This is a genomic window from Calidifontimicrobium sp. SYSU G02091, assembly GCF_022631395.1.
Taxonomy (GTDB): Bacteria; Pseudomonadota; Gammaproteobacteria; order Burkholderiales; family Burkholderiaceae_C; genus Calidifontimicrobium; species Calidifontimicrobium sediminis.
The window spans coordinates 57,525-72,951 of record NZ_JALBGB010000010.1 but is presented as its reverse complement, the minus strand read 5'-3'; the positions used below and the strand labels follow the sequence as shown (position 1 = coordinate 72,951).

General features: G+C 71.8%; 14 protein-coding genes and 2 tRNA genes. 9 read left to right on the top strand and 7 right to left on the bottom strand.

Going from position 1 to position 15,427, the window contains the following annotated elements; translation table 11 throughout:
- Window positions 1–2: 2 nt before the first annotated feature.
- The 8 genes from MOJ79_RS08550 to MOJ79_RS19025 are packed head-to-tail and all read left to right on the top strand — an operon-like array spanning window position 3 to window position 9,520.
- On the top strand, window positions 3–245 hold the full coding sequence (locus tag MOJ79_RS08550; protein ID WP_241923772.1) for a HypC/HybG/HupF family hydrogenase formation chaperone: 243 nt from the start codon (window positions 3–5) through the stop codon (window positions 243–245).
- Window positions 242–1,381, top strand: coding sequence for a hydrogenase formation protein HypD (hypD, locus tag MOJ79_RS08545; RefSeq protein WP_241923771.1), 1,140 nt, complete (start codon window positions 242–244; stop codon window positions 1,379–1,381). The genes MOJ79_RS08550 and hypD overlap by 4 nt, the downstream gene beginning before the upstream one ends.
- Window positions 1,378–2,430 carry a hydrogenase expression/formation protein HypE gene (hypE, locus tag MOJ79_RS08540; protein ID WP_241923770.1) on the top strand — a complete coding sequence of 351 codons (1,053 nt, stop codon included), beginning with the start codon at window positions 1,378–1,380 and terminating at the stop codon, window positions 2,428–2,430. Before hypD ends, hypE begins: the two co-directional genes overlap by 4 nt.
- A gap of 37 nt (window positions 2,431–2,467) precedes the next feature.
- The gene (locus MOJ79_RS08535; RefSeq protein ID WP_241923769.1) at window positions 2,468–4,228 is read left to right on the top strand and encodes an enoyl-CoA hydratase-related protein; all 1,761 of its coding nucleotides are present in this window, start codon (window positions 2,468–2,470) and stop codon (window positions 4,226–4,228) included.
- Window positions 4,229–4,286: 58 nt separating this feature from the next.
- A complete protein-coding gene (locus MOJ79_RS08530) occupies window positions 4,287–5,726 on the top strand; it encodes a sigma-54-dependent transcriptional regulator (protein WP_241923768.1) in 1,440 nt (479 codons plus the stop codon).
- Window positions 5,726–6,721 (top strand): HupU protein, encoded by a 996-nt coding sequence (locus MOJ79_RS08525; RefSeq protein WP_241923767.1) that lies wholly within the window; start codon window positions 5,726–5,728, stop codon window positions 6,719–6,721. The genes MOJ79_RS08530 and MOJ79_RS08525 overlap by 1 nt, the downstream gene beginning before the upstream one ends.
- Window positions 6,718–8,172 carry a nickel-dependent hydrogenase large subunit gene (locus tag MOJ79_RS08520; RefSeq protein ID WP_241923766.1) on the top strand — a complete coding sequence of 485 codons (1,455 nt, stop codon included), beginning with the start codon at window positions 6,718–6,720 and terminating at the stop codon, window positions 8,170–8,172. The genes MOJ79_RS08525 and MOJ79_RS08520 overlap by 4 nt, the downstream gene beginning before the upstream one ends.
- A gap of 4 nt (window positions 8,173–8,176) precedes the next feature.
- On the top strand, window positions 8,177–9,520 hold the full coding sequence (locus tag MOJ79_RS19025) for a sensor histidine kinase (RefSeq protein WP_272885365.1): 1,344 nt from the start codon (window positions 8,177–8,179) through the stop codon (window positions 9,518–9,520).
- Between the two features lie 140 nt (window positions 9,521–9,660).
- On the opposite strand, the gene MOJ79_RS08505 is transcribed toward MOJ79_RS19025, so the two are convergent.
- From MOJ79_RS08505 to tolB, 7 genes are all read right to left on the bottom strand, one after another.
- Window positions 9,661–9,736: transfer RNA gene (locus MOJ79_RS08505), tRNA-Lys, on the bottom strand.
- Window positions 9,737–9,762: 26 nt separating this feature from the next.
- Window positions 9,763–9,838, bottom strand: a tRNA-Lys gene (locus tag MOJ79_RS08500).
- A 19-nt stretch (window positions 9,839–9,857) separates the two neighbouring features.
- Window positions 9,858–10,676, bottom strand: coding sequence for a tRNA threonylcarbamoyladenosine dehydratase (locus tag MOJ79_RS08495; protein ID WP_241923765.1), 819 nt, complete (start codon window positions 10,674–10,676; stop codon window positions 9,858–9,860).
- Complete coding sequence (locus MOJ79_RS08490) at window positions 10,673–11,788, bottom strand: YeeE/YedE family protein (protein ID WP_241923764.1); 1,116 nt, start codon at window positions 11,786–11,788, stop codon at window positions 10,673–10,675. Before MOJ79_RS08490 ends, MOJ79_RS08495 begins: the two co-directional genes overlap by 4 nt.
- A gap of 120 nt (window positions 11,789–11,908) precedes the next feature.
- Window positions 11,909–12,706: a tol-pal system protein YbgF gene (gene ybgF, locus MOJ79_RS08485; protein ID WP_241923763.1), complete on the bottom strand. Its 798-nt coding sequence runs from the start codon at window positions 12,704–12,706 to the stop codon at window positions 11,909–11,911.
- A 1-nt stretch (window position 12,707) separates the two neighbouring features.
- Window positions 12,708–13,268 (bottom strand): peptidoglycan-associated lipoprotein Pal, encoded by a 561-nt coding sequence (gene pal, locus MOJ79_RS08480; protein WP_241923762.1) that lies wholly within the window; start codon window positions 13,266–13,268, stop codon window positions 12,708–12,710.
- A 58-nt stretch (window positions 13,269–13,326) separates the two neighbouring features.
- Window positions 13,327–14,601 (bottom strand): Tol-Pal system beta propeller repeat protein TolB, encoded by a 1,275-nt coding sequence (tolB, locus tag MOJ79_RS08475; protein WP_241923761.1) that lies wholly within the window; start codon window positions 14,599–14,601, stop codon window positions 13,327–13,329.
- Window positions 14,602–14,786: 185 nt separating this feature from the next.
- Here tolB and MOJ79_RS08470 point away from each other — a divergent pair, with 185 nt between their 5' ends.
- Window positions 14,787–15,395: a peroxidase-related enzyme gene (locus MOJ79_RS08470; protein WP_241923760.1), complete on the top strand. Its 609-nt coding sequence runs from the start codon at window positions 14,787–14,789 to the stop codon at window positions 15,393–15,395.
- The last annotated feature ends 32 nt before the right edge of the window (window positions 15,396–15,427 follow it).

Sequence of the window (15,427 nt, the reverse complement as noted above, 5' to 3'; positions counted from 1 at the left end):
CCATGTGCCTCGCCCTCCCCGCCCGCATCGTCGAGCTCCAGACCGCCGACCAGGCCGTGGTCGAACTCGGCGGCGTGCGCAAGTCCATCTCGGTCGCGCTGACGCCGCAGGCGCGCGTCGGCGACTACGTCATCGTGCACGTCGGCCACGCCATCGGCCTTCTCGACGCCGAGGAGGCCGAGAAGACGCTGGCCCTCTTCGCCGAGATGGCCGCAGAAATGTCCGCGTCGGAGCGCACCGCATGAGGTACATCGACGAGTTCCGCCGCGGCGAGGTGGCGCAGGCGCTGGCGCGCCGCATCGCCGCCGAGGTCGACCCGCAGCGCCGCTACCACTTCATGGAGTTCTGCGGCGGCCACACGCACGCGATCTCGCGCTACGGCATCACCGAGCTGCTGCCGGCCAACCTGCGCATGATCCATGGCCCCGGCTGCCCGGTGTGCGTGCTGCCGATCGGCCGCATCGACCAGGCGATCGCGCTGGCGCTCGAGCGCGGCGTGATCCTGTGCACCTACGGCGACGTGATGCGGGTCCCCGCCTCCGAGTCGCTTTCGCTGATGCGCACCAAGGCCCGCGGCGCCGACATCCGCATGGTGTATTCGGCGGCCGATGCGCTGAAGCTCGCCCGCGAGAACGCGGACCGTGAGGTCGTCTTCCTCGCCATCGGCTTCGAGACCACCACGCCGCCCACCGCGCTGGTGATCCGCCAGGCTCAGGCAGAAGGCATCGCGAACTTCAGCGTGCTGTGCAACCACGTGCTGACGCCCAGTGCGATCACGCACATCCTCGAATCGCCCGAGGTGCGCCAGTACGGCACGGTGCCGATCGACGGCTTCGTCGGTCCGGCACACGTCAGCATCGTGATCGGCGCGATGCCCTACGAGCACTTCGCGCAGGAGTATCGCAAGCCGGTGGTGATCGCCGGCTTCGAGCCGCTGGACGTGATGCAGGCCATCTGGATGCTGGTGCGCCAGGTCAACCAGGGCCGCGCCGAAGTCGAGAACGAATTCAGCCGCGCCGTCACGCGCGAGGGCAACCTTGCCGCGCAGGCCATCGTGCAGCAGGTCTTCGAGCTGCGTTCCAGCTTCGAGTGGCGCGGCCTCGGCGAGGTGCCCTACTCAGCGCTGAAGATCCGCCCGGCCTTCGAGCGCTTCGACGCCGAGAAGCGATTCGGCCTCGTCTACAAGAGCGTGCCCGACCACAAGCAGTGCGAATGCGGCGCCATCCTGCGCGGTGTGAAGCGGCCGACCGACTGCAAGCTGTTCGGTACCGTGTGCACGCCCGAGACACCGATGGGCTCGTGCATGGTCTCGTCCGAAGGGGCCTGCGCGGCGCACTACACCTACGGGCGCTTCCGCGACATTCCGGTGGTGGCGGCATGAGCAAGCCCGGCTACGTCCGCCCGATCGACTTCAGGCACGGCCGCGTCGACATGAACCACGGCGCCGGCGGCCGCGCCTCGGCGCAGCTGATCGAGGAGCTGTTCGCCCTAGCCTTCGACAACGAATACCTACGCCAAGGCGACGATGCCGCGCTGCTGCCGGTGCCGGCCGGCCACCGCCTGGTGATGGCCACCGACGGCCACGTGATCTCGCCGCTGTTCTTCCCCGGCGGCGACATCGGCTGCCTGGCGGTGCACGGCACGGTCAACGACGTAGCCATGCTCGGCGCCACGCCGCTGTACCTGAGCGCGAGCTTCATCCTCGAAGAGGGCTTCCCGCTGGCCGACCTGAAGCGCATCGTCGAGTCGATGGCCGCAGCCGCCCGCGAGGCCGGCGTGCCCGTCGTCACCGGCGACACCAAGGTGGTCGAGCAGGGCAAGGGCGACGGCGTGTTCATCGCCACCACCGGCGTCGGCGTGGTGCCCGCGGGCCGCAGCATCAGCGGGCGCCACGCCCGCCCGGGCGATGCGGTGCTGGTCAGCGGCACGATCGGCGACCACGGCGTGGCGGTGCTGTCGCAGCGCGATTCACTGGAGTTCGAGACCACGATCGAGTCCGACACCGCGGCGCTGCACACGCTGGTGGCACGGCTGCTCGCCGCGGTGCCCGAAGGCAGCGTGCGCACGCTGCGCGACCCCACCCGCGGCGGCCTGGCCACCACGCTCAACGAGATCGCGAAGCAGTCGGGCGTGGGCATGCTGCTCGACGAAGCGGCGATTCCGGTCAAGCCGCAGGTCCAGGCGGCCTGCGAGCTGCTCGGGCTGGATCCGCTGTACGTCGCCAACGAGGGCAAGTGCATCGTGGTCTGCGATGCGGCGGTGGCCGAGGGTGCGCTGGAGGCGCTGCGCTCGCATCCGCTGGGTCGCGAGGCGGCGCGCATCGGCACCGTCACCGACGACCCGCAGCGCTTCGTGCAGATGGCCACGGCTTTCGGCGGCCGGCGCGTGGTCGACTGGCTCAGCGGCGAGCCGCTGCCGCGCATCTGCTGAGCGGGGCGCCCGGTGCACGCCGCGCGGGGATGAACGCGTGAAGCTGCTGCTGCTGTGCCATGCGTTCAATGGCCTGACGCAGCGCCTGCACTGCGCGCTGCGCGAGGCCGGGCACGCGGTGACGGTGGAGCTCGACATTGCCGCCGCGGTCACCGAGGAAGCCGTCGCGCTGGCCGCCCCCGACCTCGTGATCGCACCTTTCCTGAAGCGGCGCATTCCCGAATCGGTGTGGTCGGTGCGCCCCTGCCTCGTCGTGCACCCGGGGCCGCCGGGCGACCGCGGACCGGCGGCACTGGACTGGGCGGTGCTGCGCGGCGACACGCAAGGCGGTGTCACCGTGCTGCAGGCCAATGGCGAGTTCGACGCCGGGCCGGTGTGGGCCTTCCGCAGCTTTACGATACGCGCCGGCGCCAGCAAGGCCAGCCTGTACCGCCACGAGGTGACGCAAGCCGCGGTCGAGGCGGTGCTGGAGGCGCTGTCGCGCTGGCAGCCTGGCGCGCCGGGCCCGACGGCTGCGCCGACGCTGCCGCCACCGCCGCTGCGCGGCCGTGGCTGGCAGGGGCCGGTGCCGAACGAGCAGCGGTCGATCGACTGGACGCGCGACGACACCGCCACCGTGCTGCGCAAGATCCGCAGCGCCGAGGGCCACCCGGGCGTGGCCGACGTGATCTTCGGCCGGTCCTGCCGGCTGCACGACGCGCACGCGGCCACGGACGTGGCGCTCGCTGCGGCCGGGCGCGGCGCGCCTGGCGACGTGCTCGCCCGCCGCGGTCCGGCGCTGCTGCGCCGCACGGCGGACGGCGGTGTGTGGATCGGTCACGTACGCACCGAGCCGTCGCCGGGCGCGCCGGCGCTCAAGCTCGCCGCCACGCGCGTCTTTGCCGCCGAGTGCGCCGGCCTGCCCGAGCTCGGCGTGCCGCTGATGCGCGACGCCGACGAGTGGGACGAGCTGCGCTACGAGGAGACCGGTGCGCCCGACGCGCGCATCGGCTGGCTCGCCTTCGACTTCCACAACGGTGCGATGTCCACCCGCCAGTGCGAGCGGCTTCGCGACGCGCTGCGCTTCGCCCGCACGCGCCGCACGCGCGTCCTCGTGCTCGAAGGCGGCGCCGACTTCTTCAGTAACGGCATCCACCTGCACGACATCGAGGCCGCCGCGCAGACGCCGGGCGACAGCGCCGCCGACGCCTCCTGGCGCAACATCCACGCCATCGACGACGTGGTGCTGGAGTTGCTGACGATGACCGACCGGCTCACGGTCGCGCTGCTGCGTGGCAACGCCGGCGCCGGCGGCTGCTGGCTGGCCTTTGCCGCCGATCTCGTCTGGGCGCACGACGGCGTGGTGCTCAACCCGCACTACAAGAACATGGGCAACCTCTACGGCTCGGAGTACTGGACCTACACGCTGCCGCGGCGTGTGGGCGAGGCGCGCTCGGCAGACATCGCCAAGCGTGTGATGCAGGGCCGGCTGCCGATGTCGGCGTCCGAATGCGCTGCCCTCGGCCTGGTCGACGCGGTGTTCGCCGAACACGGTGAAGCGCTGCGTCGGCGCGCGGGCGCCGAGGCCGCCGCACTGGCCGCGGCATGCGATCATGAGGCGCGCATCGCGGCGAAGCAGCGCCAGCGCGCCGACGACGAGGCGCGCCGGCCACTGGCGGCGTACCGCGAGCAGGAACTGCAGCAGATGCACCGCAACTTCTACGGCTTCGATCCGAGCTACCACGTGGCGCGCCACCACTTCGTGACGCGCAAGCCGCACGCCTGGACGCCCCGGCACCTGGCCGTGCACCGGCCATGATCGCGCCGGGCCGCTGCCACGCGCGAGTCCCGCGGCGCCCGGCGCGGGGGGTCGCCCGATGACGGCCACCGTGCTGCTCGTCGACGACGAGGTGCGCTCGCTCGACGCGATGCGGCGCACGCTGGAGGAAGAGTTCGACGTGCTCACCGCCGCCAGCGCCGACGAGGCGCGCGATCTGATGGCGCGGCGCGAGGTGCACGTGATCCTGTGCGACCAGCGCATGCCCGGCACCACCGGCGTCGAGTTCCTGCGCGAGGCGCGCGAACGCTGGCCCGATGCCGTGCGCATCGTGATCTCGGGCTACACCGACAGCGAGGACATCATCGCCGGCATCAACGACGCCGGCATCTGGCAGTACATCCTCAAGCCCTGGATGCCCGACCACCTGCTGCAGACGGTGCGCAGCGCGGCCGAGGCGCGCACGCTGCAGCACGGTCTGGCGCGGCTGGACATCGAGCTGCGCAACGGCCCCGGCCTGCTGCGCGCCAGAAGCCAGGCGAAGCTCGCACAGGCGCGCAGCGCCTTCGGCTTCGATCGCATCGTGCGTGCCGACGGCAGCCCGCTCGATGCACTGTGCGCGATGGCCGCACGCATTGCGCGGCACGACCTGTCGGTGCTGCTGCTCGGCGAGTCCGGCACCGGCAAGGAGCTGATGGCGCGCGCGATCCACTACGCCAGCCCGCGCAGCGCCGGGCCCTTCGTGGTGGAGAACTGCGCCGCCATCCCCGACACGCTGCTGGAAAGCGAGCTCTTCGGCCACAAGCGGGGTGCCTTCACCGGCGCGGTGGACGACCACGTCGGCCTGTTCCAGCGCGCCCACGGCGGCACGGTCTTCCTCGACGAGATCGGCGAGACCTCGGCGGCGTTCCAGGTCAAGCTGCTGCGCGTGCTGCAGGAAGGCGAGCTGCGCCCGGTGGGCTCGACGCGGGCGATTCCCGTCGACGTGCGCGTGATCGCCGCCACCCACCGCGACCTCGAGGCCGACGTCCGCTCGGGTCGTTTCCGTGAGGATCTGTACTACCGCATCGCCGGCGTCACGCTCGCGATGCCGCCGCTGCGCGAGCGGCCGGGCGACATCGTGCCGATCGCGCAGCGGCTGCTCGCCGACGTGGCGGCCGAGCTGGGCCTGCCGCCCGCGCAGTTCGACGACGACGCCCTCGCGGTGCTGGTGGGCTACCCGTGGCCCGGCAACATCCGCGAGCTGCGCAACGAGATCGCCCGCGCGCTGGCGCTGGGCGAGGGCTCGACGGTGCGGGCTGGCGCCTTCTCGCGCAAGCTGCTGCAAGGCCAGGCCGGTGCGCACGCCGGGAAGCTCAATGGCCACGCCCTGCCCGCCACCGGCACTCTGGCCGAGCGGCTCGACGCGATCGAGGCGATGGTGCTGCGCGAGACGCTGCTGCGCCACCGCTGGAACAAGACGCACGCGGCCAAGGAGCTGGGCCTGTCGCGCGTGGGCCTGCGCGCCAAGCTGCAGCGCTTCGGGCTGGAGGACAAGTGATGAACGTGCTGTGGCTGCAGAGCGGCGGCTGCGGCGGCTGCAGCATGTCGCTGCTGTGCGCCGACACGGCCGACTTTCCGGCCATGCTCAAGGCCGGCGGGATCGATCTGCTGTGGCACCCGTCGCTGTCGCTGGCCAGTGGCCGCGAGCTGATCACGCTGCTGGAAGACTGCCGCGGCGGCCGGCAGCAGCTCGACGTGCTGTGCGTGGAGGGCTCGCTGCTGCGCGGCCCCCACGGCACGGGCCGCTTCCATCTGCTGGCCGGCACCGGCGTGCCGATGATCCAGTGGGTGCGCGATCTCGCGGCGGTGGCGACGCACGTGGTGGCAGTGGGCTCGTGCGCAGCCTGGGGCGGCATCACGGCGACCGGTCCCAACGTCACCGAGGCCTGCGGCCTGCAGTACGACGGCGACCGCCCGGGCGGCCTGCTCGGTGCGAACTTCACGGCCCGCGGCGGCCTGCCGGTGATCAACGTGGCCGGCTGCCCCACGCACCCGGGCTGGGTGGTCGACACGCTGATGGCGCTGGCCGCGAACCTGTTCGGCGCCGACGACCTCGACCCCCTGCACCGCCCGCGCTTCTACGCCGATCAGCTGGTGCACCACGGCTGCACGCGCAACGAGTACTACGAGTTCAAGGCCAGCGCGGAAAAGCCGTCCGACCTCGGCTGCATGATGGAAAACATGGGCTGCAAGGGCACACAGGCCCACGGCGACTGCAACACGCGGCTGTGGAACGGCGAAGGCTCGTGCACCCGCGGCGGCTATGCGTGCATCAGCTGCACCGAGCCGGGCTTCCAGGACCCGGGCCATCCGTACCACCAGACGCCGAAGCTGGCCGGCATCCCGATCGGCCTGCCCACCGACATGCCCAAGGCCTGGTTCGTCGCGCTGGCGTCGCTGTCCAAGAGCGCGACGCCCAAGCGCGTGAAGAGCAACGCCACGGCCGACCACGTGGTGGTGGCGCCCGCGGTGAGGAAGACGCGGCTGAAATGACCCGCCTGGTCGTCGGCCCCTTCAACCGCGTCGAGGGCGACCTCGAAGTACAGCTCGACGTCGCCGACGGCCGTGTCGTGTCGGCGCGCGTCAACGCGCCGATGTACCGCGGCTTCGAGTCCATGCTCGCGGGGCGCGACCCGCACGACGCGCTGGTGATCGTGCCGCGCATCTGCGGCATCTGCTCGGTGTCGCAGTCGGTGGCGGCGGCGCGCGCGCTGGCCGACGCAGCCGGCGTCGAAGTGCCGCCCAACGGCGTGCACGTCACCAACCTGATGCTCGCCTGCGAGAACCTGGCCGACCACCTCTCGCACTTCTACCTGTTCTTCATGCCCGACTTCGCGCGGCCCGTCTACGCCGACCGCCCCTGGCACGCCGAGGCGCAGCGCCGCTTCGCCGCGCTGGCGGGGGCGCATGCCCGCGCCGCGCTATCCGCGCGCCAGCGCTGGTTCGAGATCATGGGCACGCTGGGCGGCAAGTGGCCGCACACGCAGAGCATCCAGCCCGGCGGCAGCGCGCGCGCCGTCGAGGCGGCCGAACGTATCCGGCTGCTGGCCAAGGTGCGCGAGTTCCGCGCCTTCCTCGAGGCCACGACGTTCGCCGCGCCGCTCGAAGAGGTGGCCGCGCTCGACAGCGAGGCCGCGCTGGCGCGGTGGCAGGCGCGCGACCCGCTGCGCGGCGACCTGCGCTTCTTCCTCGCCGTGGCCGACGATCTTCGGCTGGACGCGCTCGGGCGTGGCCCTGGCCTCACGCTGAGCTATGGCGCCTACCGCCGGCCGGATGGCGGTTTCGAGCTGCCCGGCGGCGTGTGGGACGTTGCGCTGAACGAACTTCAGCCGGTGGACGCGGAGTCGATCCGCGAAGACGCCACGCACGCCTGGCTCGCCGGCAACGCGCCGCTGCACCCCCGCGAGGGCCTCACCGAGCCTTGGGCGGACAAGCCCGGCGCCTACACCTGGAACAAGGCACCTCGGCTGGGCGGGCGCGTGGTCGAGACCGGTGCGATCGCGCGGCAACTGGCCAGCGCGCAGCCGCTGCTCCGCGATGCCGTGGCGCGTGCCGGCGCCAGCGTACGCACCCGCGTGCTGGCCAGGCTGGTCGAGATCGCGCGCGTGCTGCCGATGATGGAGCGCTGGCTCACGGCGCTGTCGCCGCGCGAGCCGTTCTTCCACGGTGACCGGCTGCCGGACGAGGCCCTGGGCGTCGGCCTCACCGAAGCGGCACGTGGCGCGCTCGGCCACTGGCTAAGCGTGCGCGGCGGCCGCATCGAGCGCTACCAGATCGTGGCGCCGACGAGCTGGAACTTCTCGCCTCGCGATGCGGCGGGTGTGCCGGGTGCGCTGGAAGCGGCGCTCGAAGGCGCGCCGGTGCGCGAGGGCGAGGACACGCCGGTGGCCGTGCAGCACATCGTGCGCTCGTTCGACCCGTGCATGGTCTGCACGGTGCACTGACGCAATGAGCACGGTGCGCCGCCCGCCGCTGCACGGCCTGTCGCAGATCGACGGCATGGACGAGTCCGCCTGGCTCGACGTGATCGAGAAGATGGAGGAGGTCTACTCGCAGCTGGTTCAGGACGAGATCGCTCTCGAGGAGAAGAACGCCCAGCTCGAGCAGTCGCAGCAGTTCATCTTCAGCCTGCTCACCGCGATGAGCGACGTGCTGGTGGCCTGCGACGAGCGCTGCTGCATCGAGGAGACCAACGCGGCGCTGCGCGAGCTGGTCGGGCGCAGCGAGGACGCGCTGCGCGGCCGTCCGCTGGCCGAGCTGGTGGCCGGCGAGGCGGCGCGCGAGGCACTGCGTGCCACGCTCGCCAGCGCGCCGCGGCGCGGCAGCACGATCGAGGTCGACCTGCTCGACGCGCAGGGCCAGCCGGTGCCGGTGGACTTCAACATCACGCCGCGCTTCAGTGCCGCCGGCCAGCGGGTCGGCCACGTGTTCGTCGGCCGGCCGCTGGGCGAACTCAAGCGTGCGTACCACCAGCTGCGCGAGGCGCACGAGGCGCTCAAGCGCACCCAGCAGCAGCTGCTGCACTCGGAGAAGATGGCCTCGCTCGGCCGGCTGGTCGCCGGTGTGGCGCACGAGCTGAACAACCCGATCAGCTTCGTGCTCGGCAACGTGCACGCGCTGCAGCGCTACACCGAGCGGCTGCGCGAATACCTCGCCGCGATCCACGCGCATGCCGATGCCGGCGAGCAGGCGAGGCTGCGCGCGAAGCTGCGCATCGACCACCTGCTGGCCGACCTGCCCTCGCTGATGGAGGGCACGCTCGAAGGCGCGCAGCGCACCGCCGACATCGTGCAGGGCCTCAAGCGCTTCTCGGCGATGGACCGCGGCGAGCGCAGCGAGGTCGACCTCAACGGCGTGATCGAGCGTGCCATCCACTGGGTGCGCAAGGGCACGGCGCCGGCCTTCACGGTGCACTGGACACCCGGCGCGCCCTGCGTGGTCAACGGCAACGCCGGTCAGCTGCTGCAGGTGGTGATGAACCTGGTGCAAAACGCCTACGACGCCGCCGCCACGCGCGACAACCCCGCGCCGGCGCTGTGGGTGTCGCTGCAGCGCGACGGCGACCTGGCGCGGCTGAGCTTGCGCGACAACGGACCGGGCATCGCACCCGAGCACCTGACGCGCATCTTCGACCCCTTCTTCACCACGAAGCCGGTGGGCAAGGGCACCGGGCTGGGCTTGTCGATCAGCTACGGCATCGTCGAGCAGCACGGCGGCCGACTGACCGCCCGCAACCACCCGGCTGGTGGCGCGGAATTCGTGTTGGAGCTGCCGCTCAACGCTCGACCATAAACTGGGTGTTGGTCTTGGCGCGCGCCTGCGCGGTCTGGTGCCCTGGATCTGCACCGGGATTGCACAGTGCAGCCCGGCTGCGTGGCGTGCGCGCTTCATGCCGCGCGCCAGAAGGTGCTTCGGTGACAAGCACTTCGAAGTGGTGGGCCCTGTAGGATTCGAACCTACGACCAACGGATTAAGAGTCCGCTGCTCTACCAGCTGAGCTAAGAGCCCGTGTTCTTGCCGGACCTTCGATCCGGTGGTGGGTCGTGCAGGATTCGAACCTGCGACCAACGGATTAAAAGTCCGCTGCTCTACCGGCTGAGCTAACGACCCTCGACGGCAGAGCCGCGCATTATAGCCACCTTTGGCGCAGCGCCGGCACTGCGGCGAGCAGTTGGCGCATCGCCTCACCGGCAGCGACGAGCCCGAACGTCGCCGTCACCGTCACCGTCGAGCCGTAGCCGGCGCAGTTGAGGCTGCCGTCGACGTCGCACGCGCCTTCGGGACGGTGCACCGTCTCCTTCGAATACACGCAGCGCACGCCGAGCGGCACGCCACCGCGCGGCGCGCCGGCACGCCGCAGCTTCTGGCGCAGCGACGCGAGCAGCGGGTCGTGTGTCGCATGCGCGAGGTCGTCGACCGCGACGGCCTGCGCCAGCGTCTTGCCGCCGGCCGCCCCGACGGTGACGAAGGGCACGCCGCTGTGCCGCGCCCACGTCGCGAGCGCGAGCTTGGCCCCGATCTGATCGCACGCATCGACGACGGCGTCGACCGGCCGCGGCAGCAGCTGCGGCCAGTTCGTCGCGTCGACGAACTCCTCGACGGTGTACACCGCGCAGCCGGGGTGGATGTCGGCCAGCCGGGCCTGCAACGCGAGCACCTTGGCCTGCCCGACGGTGGCACCGACGGCCTGCACCTGGCGGTGGATGTTGGACTCCGAGACGTGGTCGAGGTCGATCAGCGTCAGCTCGGCGACGCCGCTGCGCGCCAGTGCCTCCGCGGCCCACGAGCCGACGCCGCCGACACCGACCACCGCCACGCGCGCCGCACGCAGCACGCGGTAACCCTCGTCGCCGTACAGGCGCCGCAGTCCGCCGAAGCGGCGCTCCAGGTCGGCCTCGTCGGCAGCGGCATCGCCGACGGCGGTGGTGGTCAGCGGGTGCGCCGTCACACCCGCCGCTCGAGGCGCCACGCCTGGTAGCGCAGCCCCAGCACGGCGCCGGCGAGGATGCCGCCCAGCGCGAGGAAGCTGCCCACCGCCAGCGTCGACACACCGGCCAGGCCCTGCCCGACGGTGCAGCCGAAGGCCGTCACGCCGCCGACCCCCATCAGCGCCGCACCGACGAGGTGGTTGGCGAGGTCCTCGACGTCGCCGAAGCCCTCCCAGCGGAAGTTGCCGCTGGCCAGCGCCCACGCCGCCGAACCTGCGATGACACCGAACACCGATACGATGCCCAGCGTCAGGCGCTTGTTCGCGTCGCTGTAGAGGATCAGCCAGTCGAGCGCGTAGCCTACCGGGGCGACGAAGGTCAGCGACTCCATGCTGCGCGTGTTCGTCGCCAGGTACGTCGGCTCGAGCGTGTCGGGGTGCTCGGGGACGAAGCCCAGCCGCCCCGACACCCACCACACCGCGACGATCACGGCGCCGATGCCCACGCCGCCGAGCAGCGTCTCGGCCGAGCGCCCCTCGACGCGCGACAGCGCCCACGCGACGAGCGCGCCGCCGATCAGCAGCCCCAGCACGCCGGCCAGCAGCGGCACCGGCGCGCCGCTCGCGTACGCGACGAGCGACGGCAGATCCTGCCCCACCGGCAGCGTCACCGCGACCCGGTCGACGGTCTCGACGCGCCACACCGCCGTGACGCCGCGCAGCGTCATGTACGACGTCACCGCGAGCACGAGCAGCACGACGAGCGCCTTCAGGTTGCCGCCGCCCACGCGCACCAGCGTCTTGCTGCCGCAGCCCGACGCCAGCACCATCCCGACGCCGAACACGACGCCGCCGCCCAGGTTCGACAGCCAGATCAGCCGCTCGCTGGCGTACACGCTGCGACTCGCCTCGACCCAGCCGAGCGCGACCATCGCGTTGAAGCCGATCATCGCCGTGCCGATCGCCAGCGCCCACATGCGCATGCGCGACCAGTCGCCCATGTGGACGATGTCGGCCACGGCACCCATCGTGCAGAAGTGGGTGCGCTGCGCGATGGCGCCGAACGCCGCCGACAGCGCGAACGTGGCCCACAGCACGTACTGCGTCAGCGCGCCGATGTCCGCGGTTGCCATGGCGGCGGATTCTAGGTTCGCACCGTCGCGCGAGCCGGCCTCGGGGCCGGCGGTCAAGCCCGCCGGCGCCGCACCGAGCGGCGCGCGGTCGACCGTGTCGGGCGCGCACTCCGCCGGGCGTCAGCGCAGCGTGGCCAGGCGGTCCTTCGCGGCAGCCGCCGCCTCCGACTTCGGATACGCCTTCTGCAGGTCGGTCAGCGTCGTGCGTGCTGCGCGCGTGTCCTTGGTCTCGATCTGTGCATTGGCGATCGCGAGCATCGCCTCGGGTGCGCGCGGGTGGTCGGGCGCCTTCGTGACGAAATCGCGCAGCACGGCGATCGCGCCGGCGTGGTCGCGCTTGCCGTACAGCGCATTGCCGAGCCAGAAGCGCGCGCTGTCGGCATAGCCGCTGGACGGATGGCGCTGCAGGAAGCCGCCGAACGCCGCCGCGGCGGCGGCGAAGTCGCCGCCGCGCAGCGTGGCCATCGCCTGCTCGTACTCGCGCTGTTCGGCTGGCGCGGCGAGGAACTCGCGGCCGTCGAGCGAGACCTTCTGCGGCTCGAAGCGGCGCAGCCGCTCGTCGGTGGCCTGCACGAGATCCTGCTGGCGGCGCTGCAGCTCGGCCACTTCCCGCGCCAGCTGCTCGTCCTGGCCGCGCAGCCGCGCCGTCTCGCTGCGCATCTGCTCGATCTGCGCGTTCAGATCGACGAGCCCCAGGCGCAGCTGCCGCAACTGCTCGAGCAATTCGGCGTTGGCCTTGCTCAGCTGCGTCACCTGCGCCTGCAGGCGCTCGTGGTCTTCGGTGACCTTGGCGCGCAGATCGAGGATGGCCTTGCGCGCCTCGTTGTCCGGAAACAGCTGGGCCTGCGCGGGCAGCGCCAGGCCCAGCGCCACGAGGGCGGCCGCCGCCCCCGCCACGCGACGCAGCGTCGTGCGCACGTCAGCGGTCCTTCAGCTCGGCGCGCCGGTTCTTGGCCCAGGCCTCTTCGTTGCTGCCCATCACCGCCGGGCGTTCCTCGCCGAAGCTGACGGCCTCGAGCTGGCCCTCGTTGACGCCGAGCAGCGTCAGCGAGCGCACCACCGCCTCGGCACGACGCTGGCCGAGCGCGAGGTTGTACTCGCGCCCACCGCGCTCGTCGGTGTGGCCCTCGACGACGACGCGCAGGTTGCGGTTGGCCACCAGGCGCTTCGCGTGCGCCTCGATCAGCGGACGGAACTCGGGCTTGACGATGTAGCTGTCGAAGTCGAAGTAGACGATGCGGTCGATCGCGGTGGCCGCCGCGTCGTTCTTGCCGAGGTCGACGCTGGCCACCTGCGACTGGCCGGCGGCGCCGGTACCGGCACCGCCCGCGCCCGCGCCCGCGCCGGCGGCAGCGACCGGCTGCGGGGTGCGCGACTCGACCGGCGCGCCCGCACTGTCGTCGAGCTTGACCGGCGACGAGCAGCCCGCCAACACGAGCGCCGCGAGCGACAACGCCAGGACACCATGCACACGCTTCATCGATTGTTCTCCCGAACGAGTTGAGACCATGCAGTGATCATTGATGCGGCCCGGTGGTTCAACGCCCGTACGGGCCCCACACCGGTTCGCGCACGTCGAGCCCCGACGACAGCAGCCGCGTCTTGATGCGCCCGTCGAGCGTCGTCGTCATCAGCACGTCGCGCCCGCCGGCGCGCGTGGCGTAGATGACGAGACGGCTGTTGGGCGCGAAGCTCGGGCTCTCGTCGTCGCTGGTGTCGGTCAGTGCCTGCACGCGGCGGCTGGCCAGGTCCATCAGCATCAGCTTGAACGCGTTGCCGTTGCGCGCGATGTAGGCCAGCGAGCGCCCGTCGGGACTGACCGCCGGGCTGATGTTGTAGCTGCCGTCGAAGGTCACGCGCTCGACGCTGCCGCCGGCCACCGGCATGCGGTAGATCTGCGGGCCGCCGCCACGGTCGCTGACGAAGTACAGCGTGCGCCCGTCGGCGGTGAATGCCGGCTCGGTGTCGATCGCACCGGCGCTGCCGCCGGTGGCCAGCCGCCGCGGCTCACCGCCTGCGACCGGCTGCAGGTACAGCTGCGAGCCGCCGTCGCGCGACAGCGTCAGCGCGAGCTGGCTGCCGTCGGGCGACCACGCCGGTGCGCTGTTGCTGCCGCGGAAGTTCGCGAGCACGCGCCGGCGGCCGCTGGCCACCTCCTGCACCCACACGACGGCCTTCTGCGTCTCGAACGACACGTAGGCCAGCTGCTTGCCGTCGGGCGACCACGCCGGTGAGATGATCGGCTCGGGGCTGGCCAGCGCGGTCTGCGCCGCCTCGCCGTCGGCGTCGGCGACGTTCAGCGTGAAACGCCCGTTGCCTTTGGTCACGTAGGCGATGCGCGTGGCGAACACGCCGGGCTCGCCGGTGAGCTGGCGGTACACGGCATCGGAGATGCGGTGCGCGGCCAGCCGCAAGTCGCCAGCGACGACGGCCTGGCTCTGGCCGCCGAGATCCTCGCCCTTGACGACGTCCCACAGCTTGTAGCGCACGTCGAAACGCCCGTCGGCCAGCCGCGTCACCGAACCGAGCACCAGCGCGTCGACGGCGCGGCCGCGCCATTCGGCCATCACCGGGCGCGAGGTCTCGTCGAGCACGCCCGGCGCGTCGACGCCGCGGAACAGCCCGCTGCGCTCGAGGTTCGCGCGCACGATCGCGGCGATCGGCTGGCCACCCGCGGCCTCGTCGCGGAAGCGCGCAACCGCGATCGGGATCTGCGTCGCGCCGACACCACTGATCTCGACGCGGAACTGCGCCAGCGCCGGCATCGCCGCACCGGCTCCCAAGGCTCCCAGCAGTCGTCGTCTCTGCCACATGGTGTTCACTGATCCGCCCGCAGGTTATAGGTTCATTCGATCGCCCGCGCTGCCGGATTCGAAACGCAATGCAAGCCGCACCCGGCATCGCGTGCCGTCGCCGGGCCCACGCGAAGCAACGCATTGTAGGAAGGCGCCGTCGCGATAATCTCGGCCCACGCAGGCACTGCCCCGAGGAGACCCGCATGACGCCACCGATCAGCCGCTACCCGGTCCCCGAGCTCAAGGACCTGCCCGAGGACATCCGCGCGCGCATCCTCGAGGTGCAGGACAAGGCCGGCTTCGTGCCCAACGTGTTCCTCGCGCTCGCGCACCGCCCGCCCGAATGGCGCGCGTTCTTCGCCTACCACGACGCGCTGATGCTCAAGGACAGCGGCTCGCTGACCAAGGGCGACCGCGAGATGATCGTCACCGCCACCAGCGCGGCCAACCACTGCCTGTACTGCGTCGTCGCGCACGGCGCGATCCTGCGCATCTACGAGAAGAAGCCGCTGGTGGCCGACCAGGTCGCGGTCAACCACCGCAAGGCCGACATCACGCCGCGCCAGCGCGCGATGCTCGACTTCGCGCTGAAGGTGTGCCTGCGCTCGCACGAGGTCGACGACGCCGACTTCGCCGCGCTGCACGCGCACGGCTTCAGCGACGAGGACATCTGGGACATCGCGGCGATCACGGCCTTCTTCGGCCTGTCGAACCGCATGGCCAACGTCACCGGCATGCGGCCGAACGACGAGTTCTACCTGATGGGGCGCGTGCCCAAGCCGCCAAAGGACGCGCCCGCGCGGCAGGCGTGACGCCCCCGCGCCGATGACGCGCGGCCGCTGGG

What these genes read in the sequence shown, in the direction of transcription:
- pal (WP_241923762.1), bottom strand. Translation starts at nt 13,268, where the DNA reads ATGAAGCGTGTGCATGGTGTCCTGGCGTTGTCGCTCGCGGCGCTCGTG.
- hypD (WP_241923771.1), top strand. Translation starts at nt 242, where the DNA reads ATGAGGTACATCGACGAGTTCCGCCGCGGCGAGGTGGCGCAGGCGCTG.
- MOJ79_RS08470 (WP_241923760.1), top strand. Translation starts at nt 14,787, where the DNA reads ATGACGCCACCGATCAGCCGCTACCCGGTCCCCGAGCTCAAGGACCTG.
- hypE (WP_241923770.1), top strand. Translation starts at nt 1,378, where the DNA reads ATGAGCAAGCCCGGCTACGTCCGCCCGATCGACTTCAGGCACGGCCGC.
- MOJ79_RS19025 (WP_272885365.1), top strand. Translation starts at nt 8,177, where the DNA reads ATGAGCACGGTGCGCCGCCCGCCGCTGCACGGCCTGTCGCAGATCGAC.
- MOJ79_RS08550 (WP_241923772.1), top strand. Translation starts at nt 3, where the DNA reads ATGTGCCTCGCCCTCCCCGCCCGCATCGTCGAGCTCCAGACCGCCGAC.
- MOJ79_RS08490 (WP_241923764.1), bottom strand. Translation starts at nt 11,788, where the DNA reads ATGGCAACCGCGGACATCGGCGCGCTGACGCAGTACGTGCTGTGGGCC.
- MOJ79_RS08530 (WP_241923768.1), top strand. Translation starts at nt 4,287, where the DNA reads ATGACGGCCACCGTGCTGCTCGTCGACGACGAGGTGCGCTCGCTCGAC.
- MOJ79_RS08520 (WP_241923766.1), top strand. Translation starts at nt 6,718, where the DNA reads ATGACCCGCCTGGTCGTCGGCCCCTTCAACCGCGTCGAGGGCGACCTC.
- MOJ79_RS08525 (WP_241923767.1), top strand. Translation starts at nt 5,726, where the DNA reads ATGAACGTGCTGTGGCTGCAGAGCGGCGGCTGCGGCGGCTGCAGCATG.
- tolB (WP_241923761.1), bottom strand. Translation starts at nt 14,601, where the DNA reads ATGTGGCAGAGACGACGACTGCTGGGAGCCTTGGGAGCCGGTGCGGCG.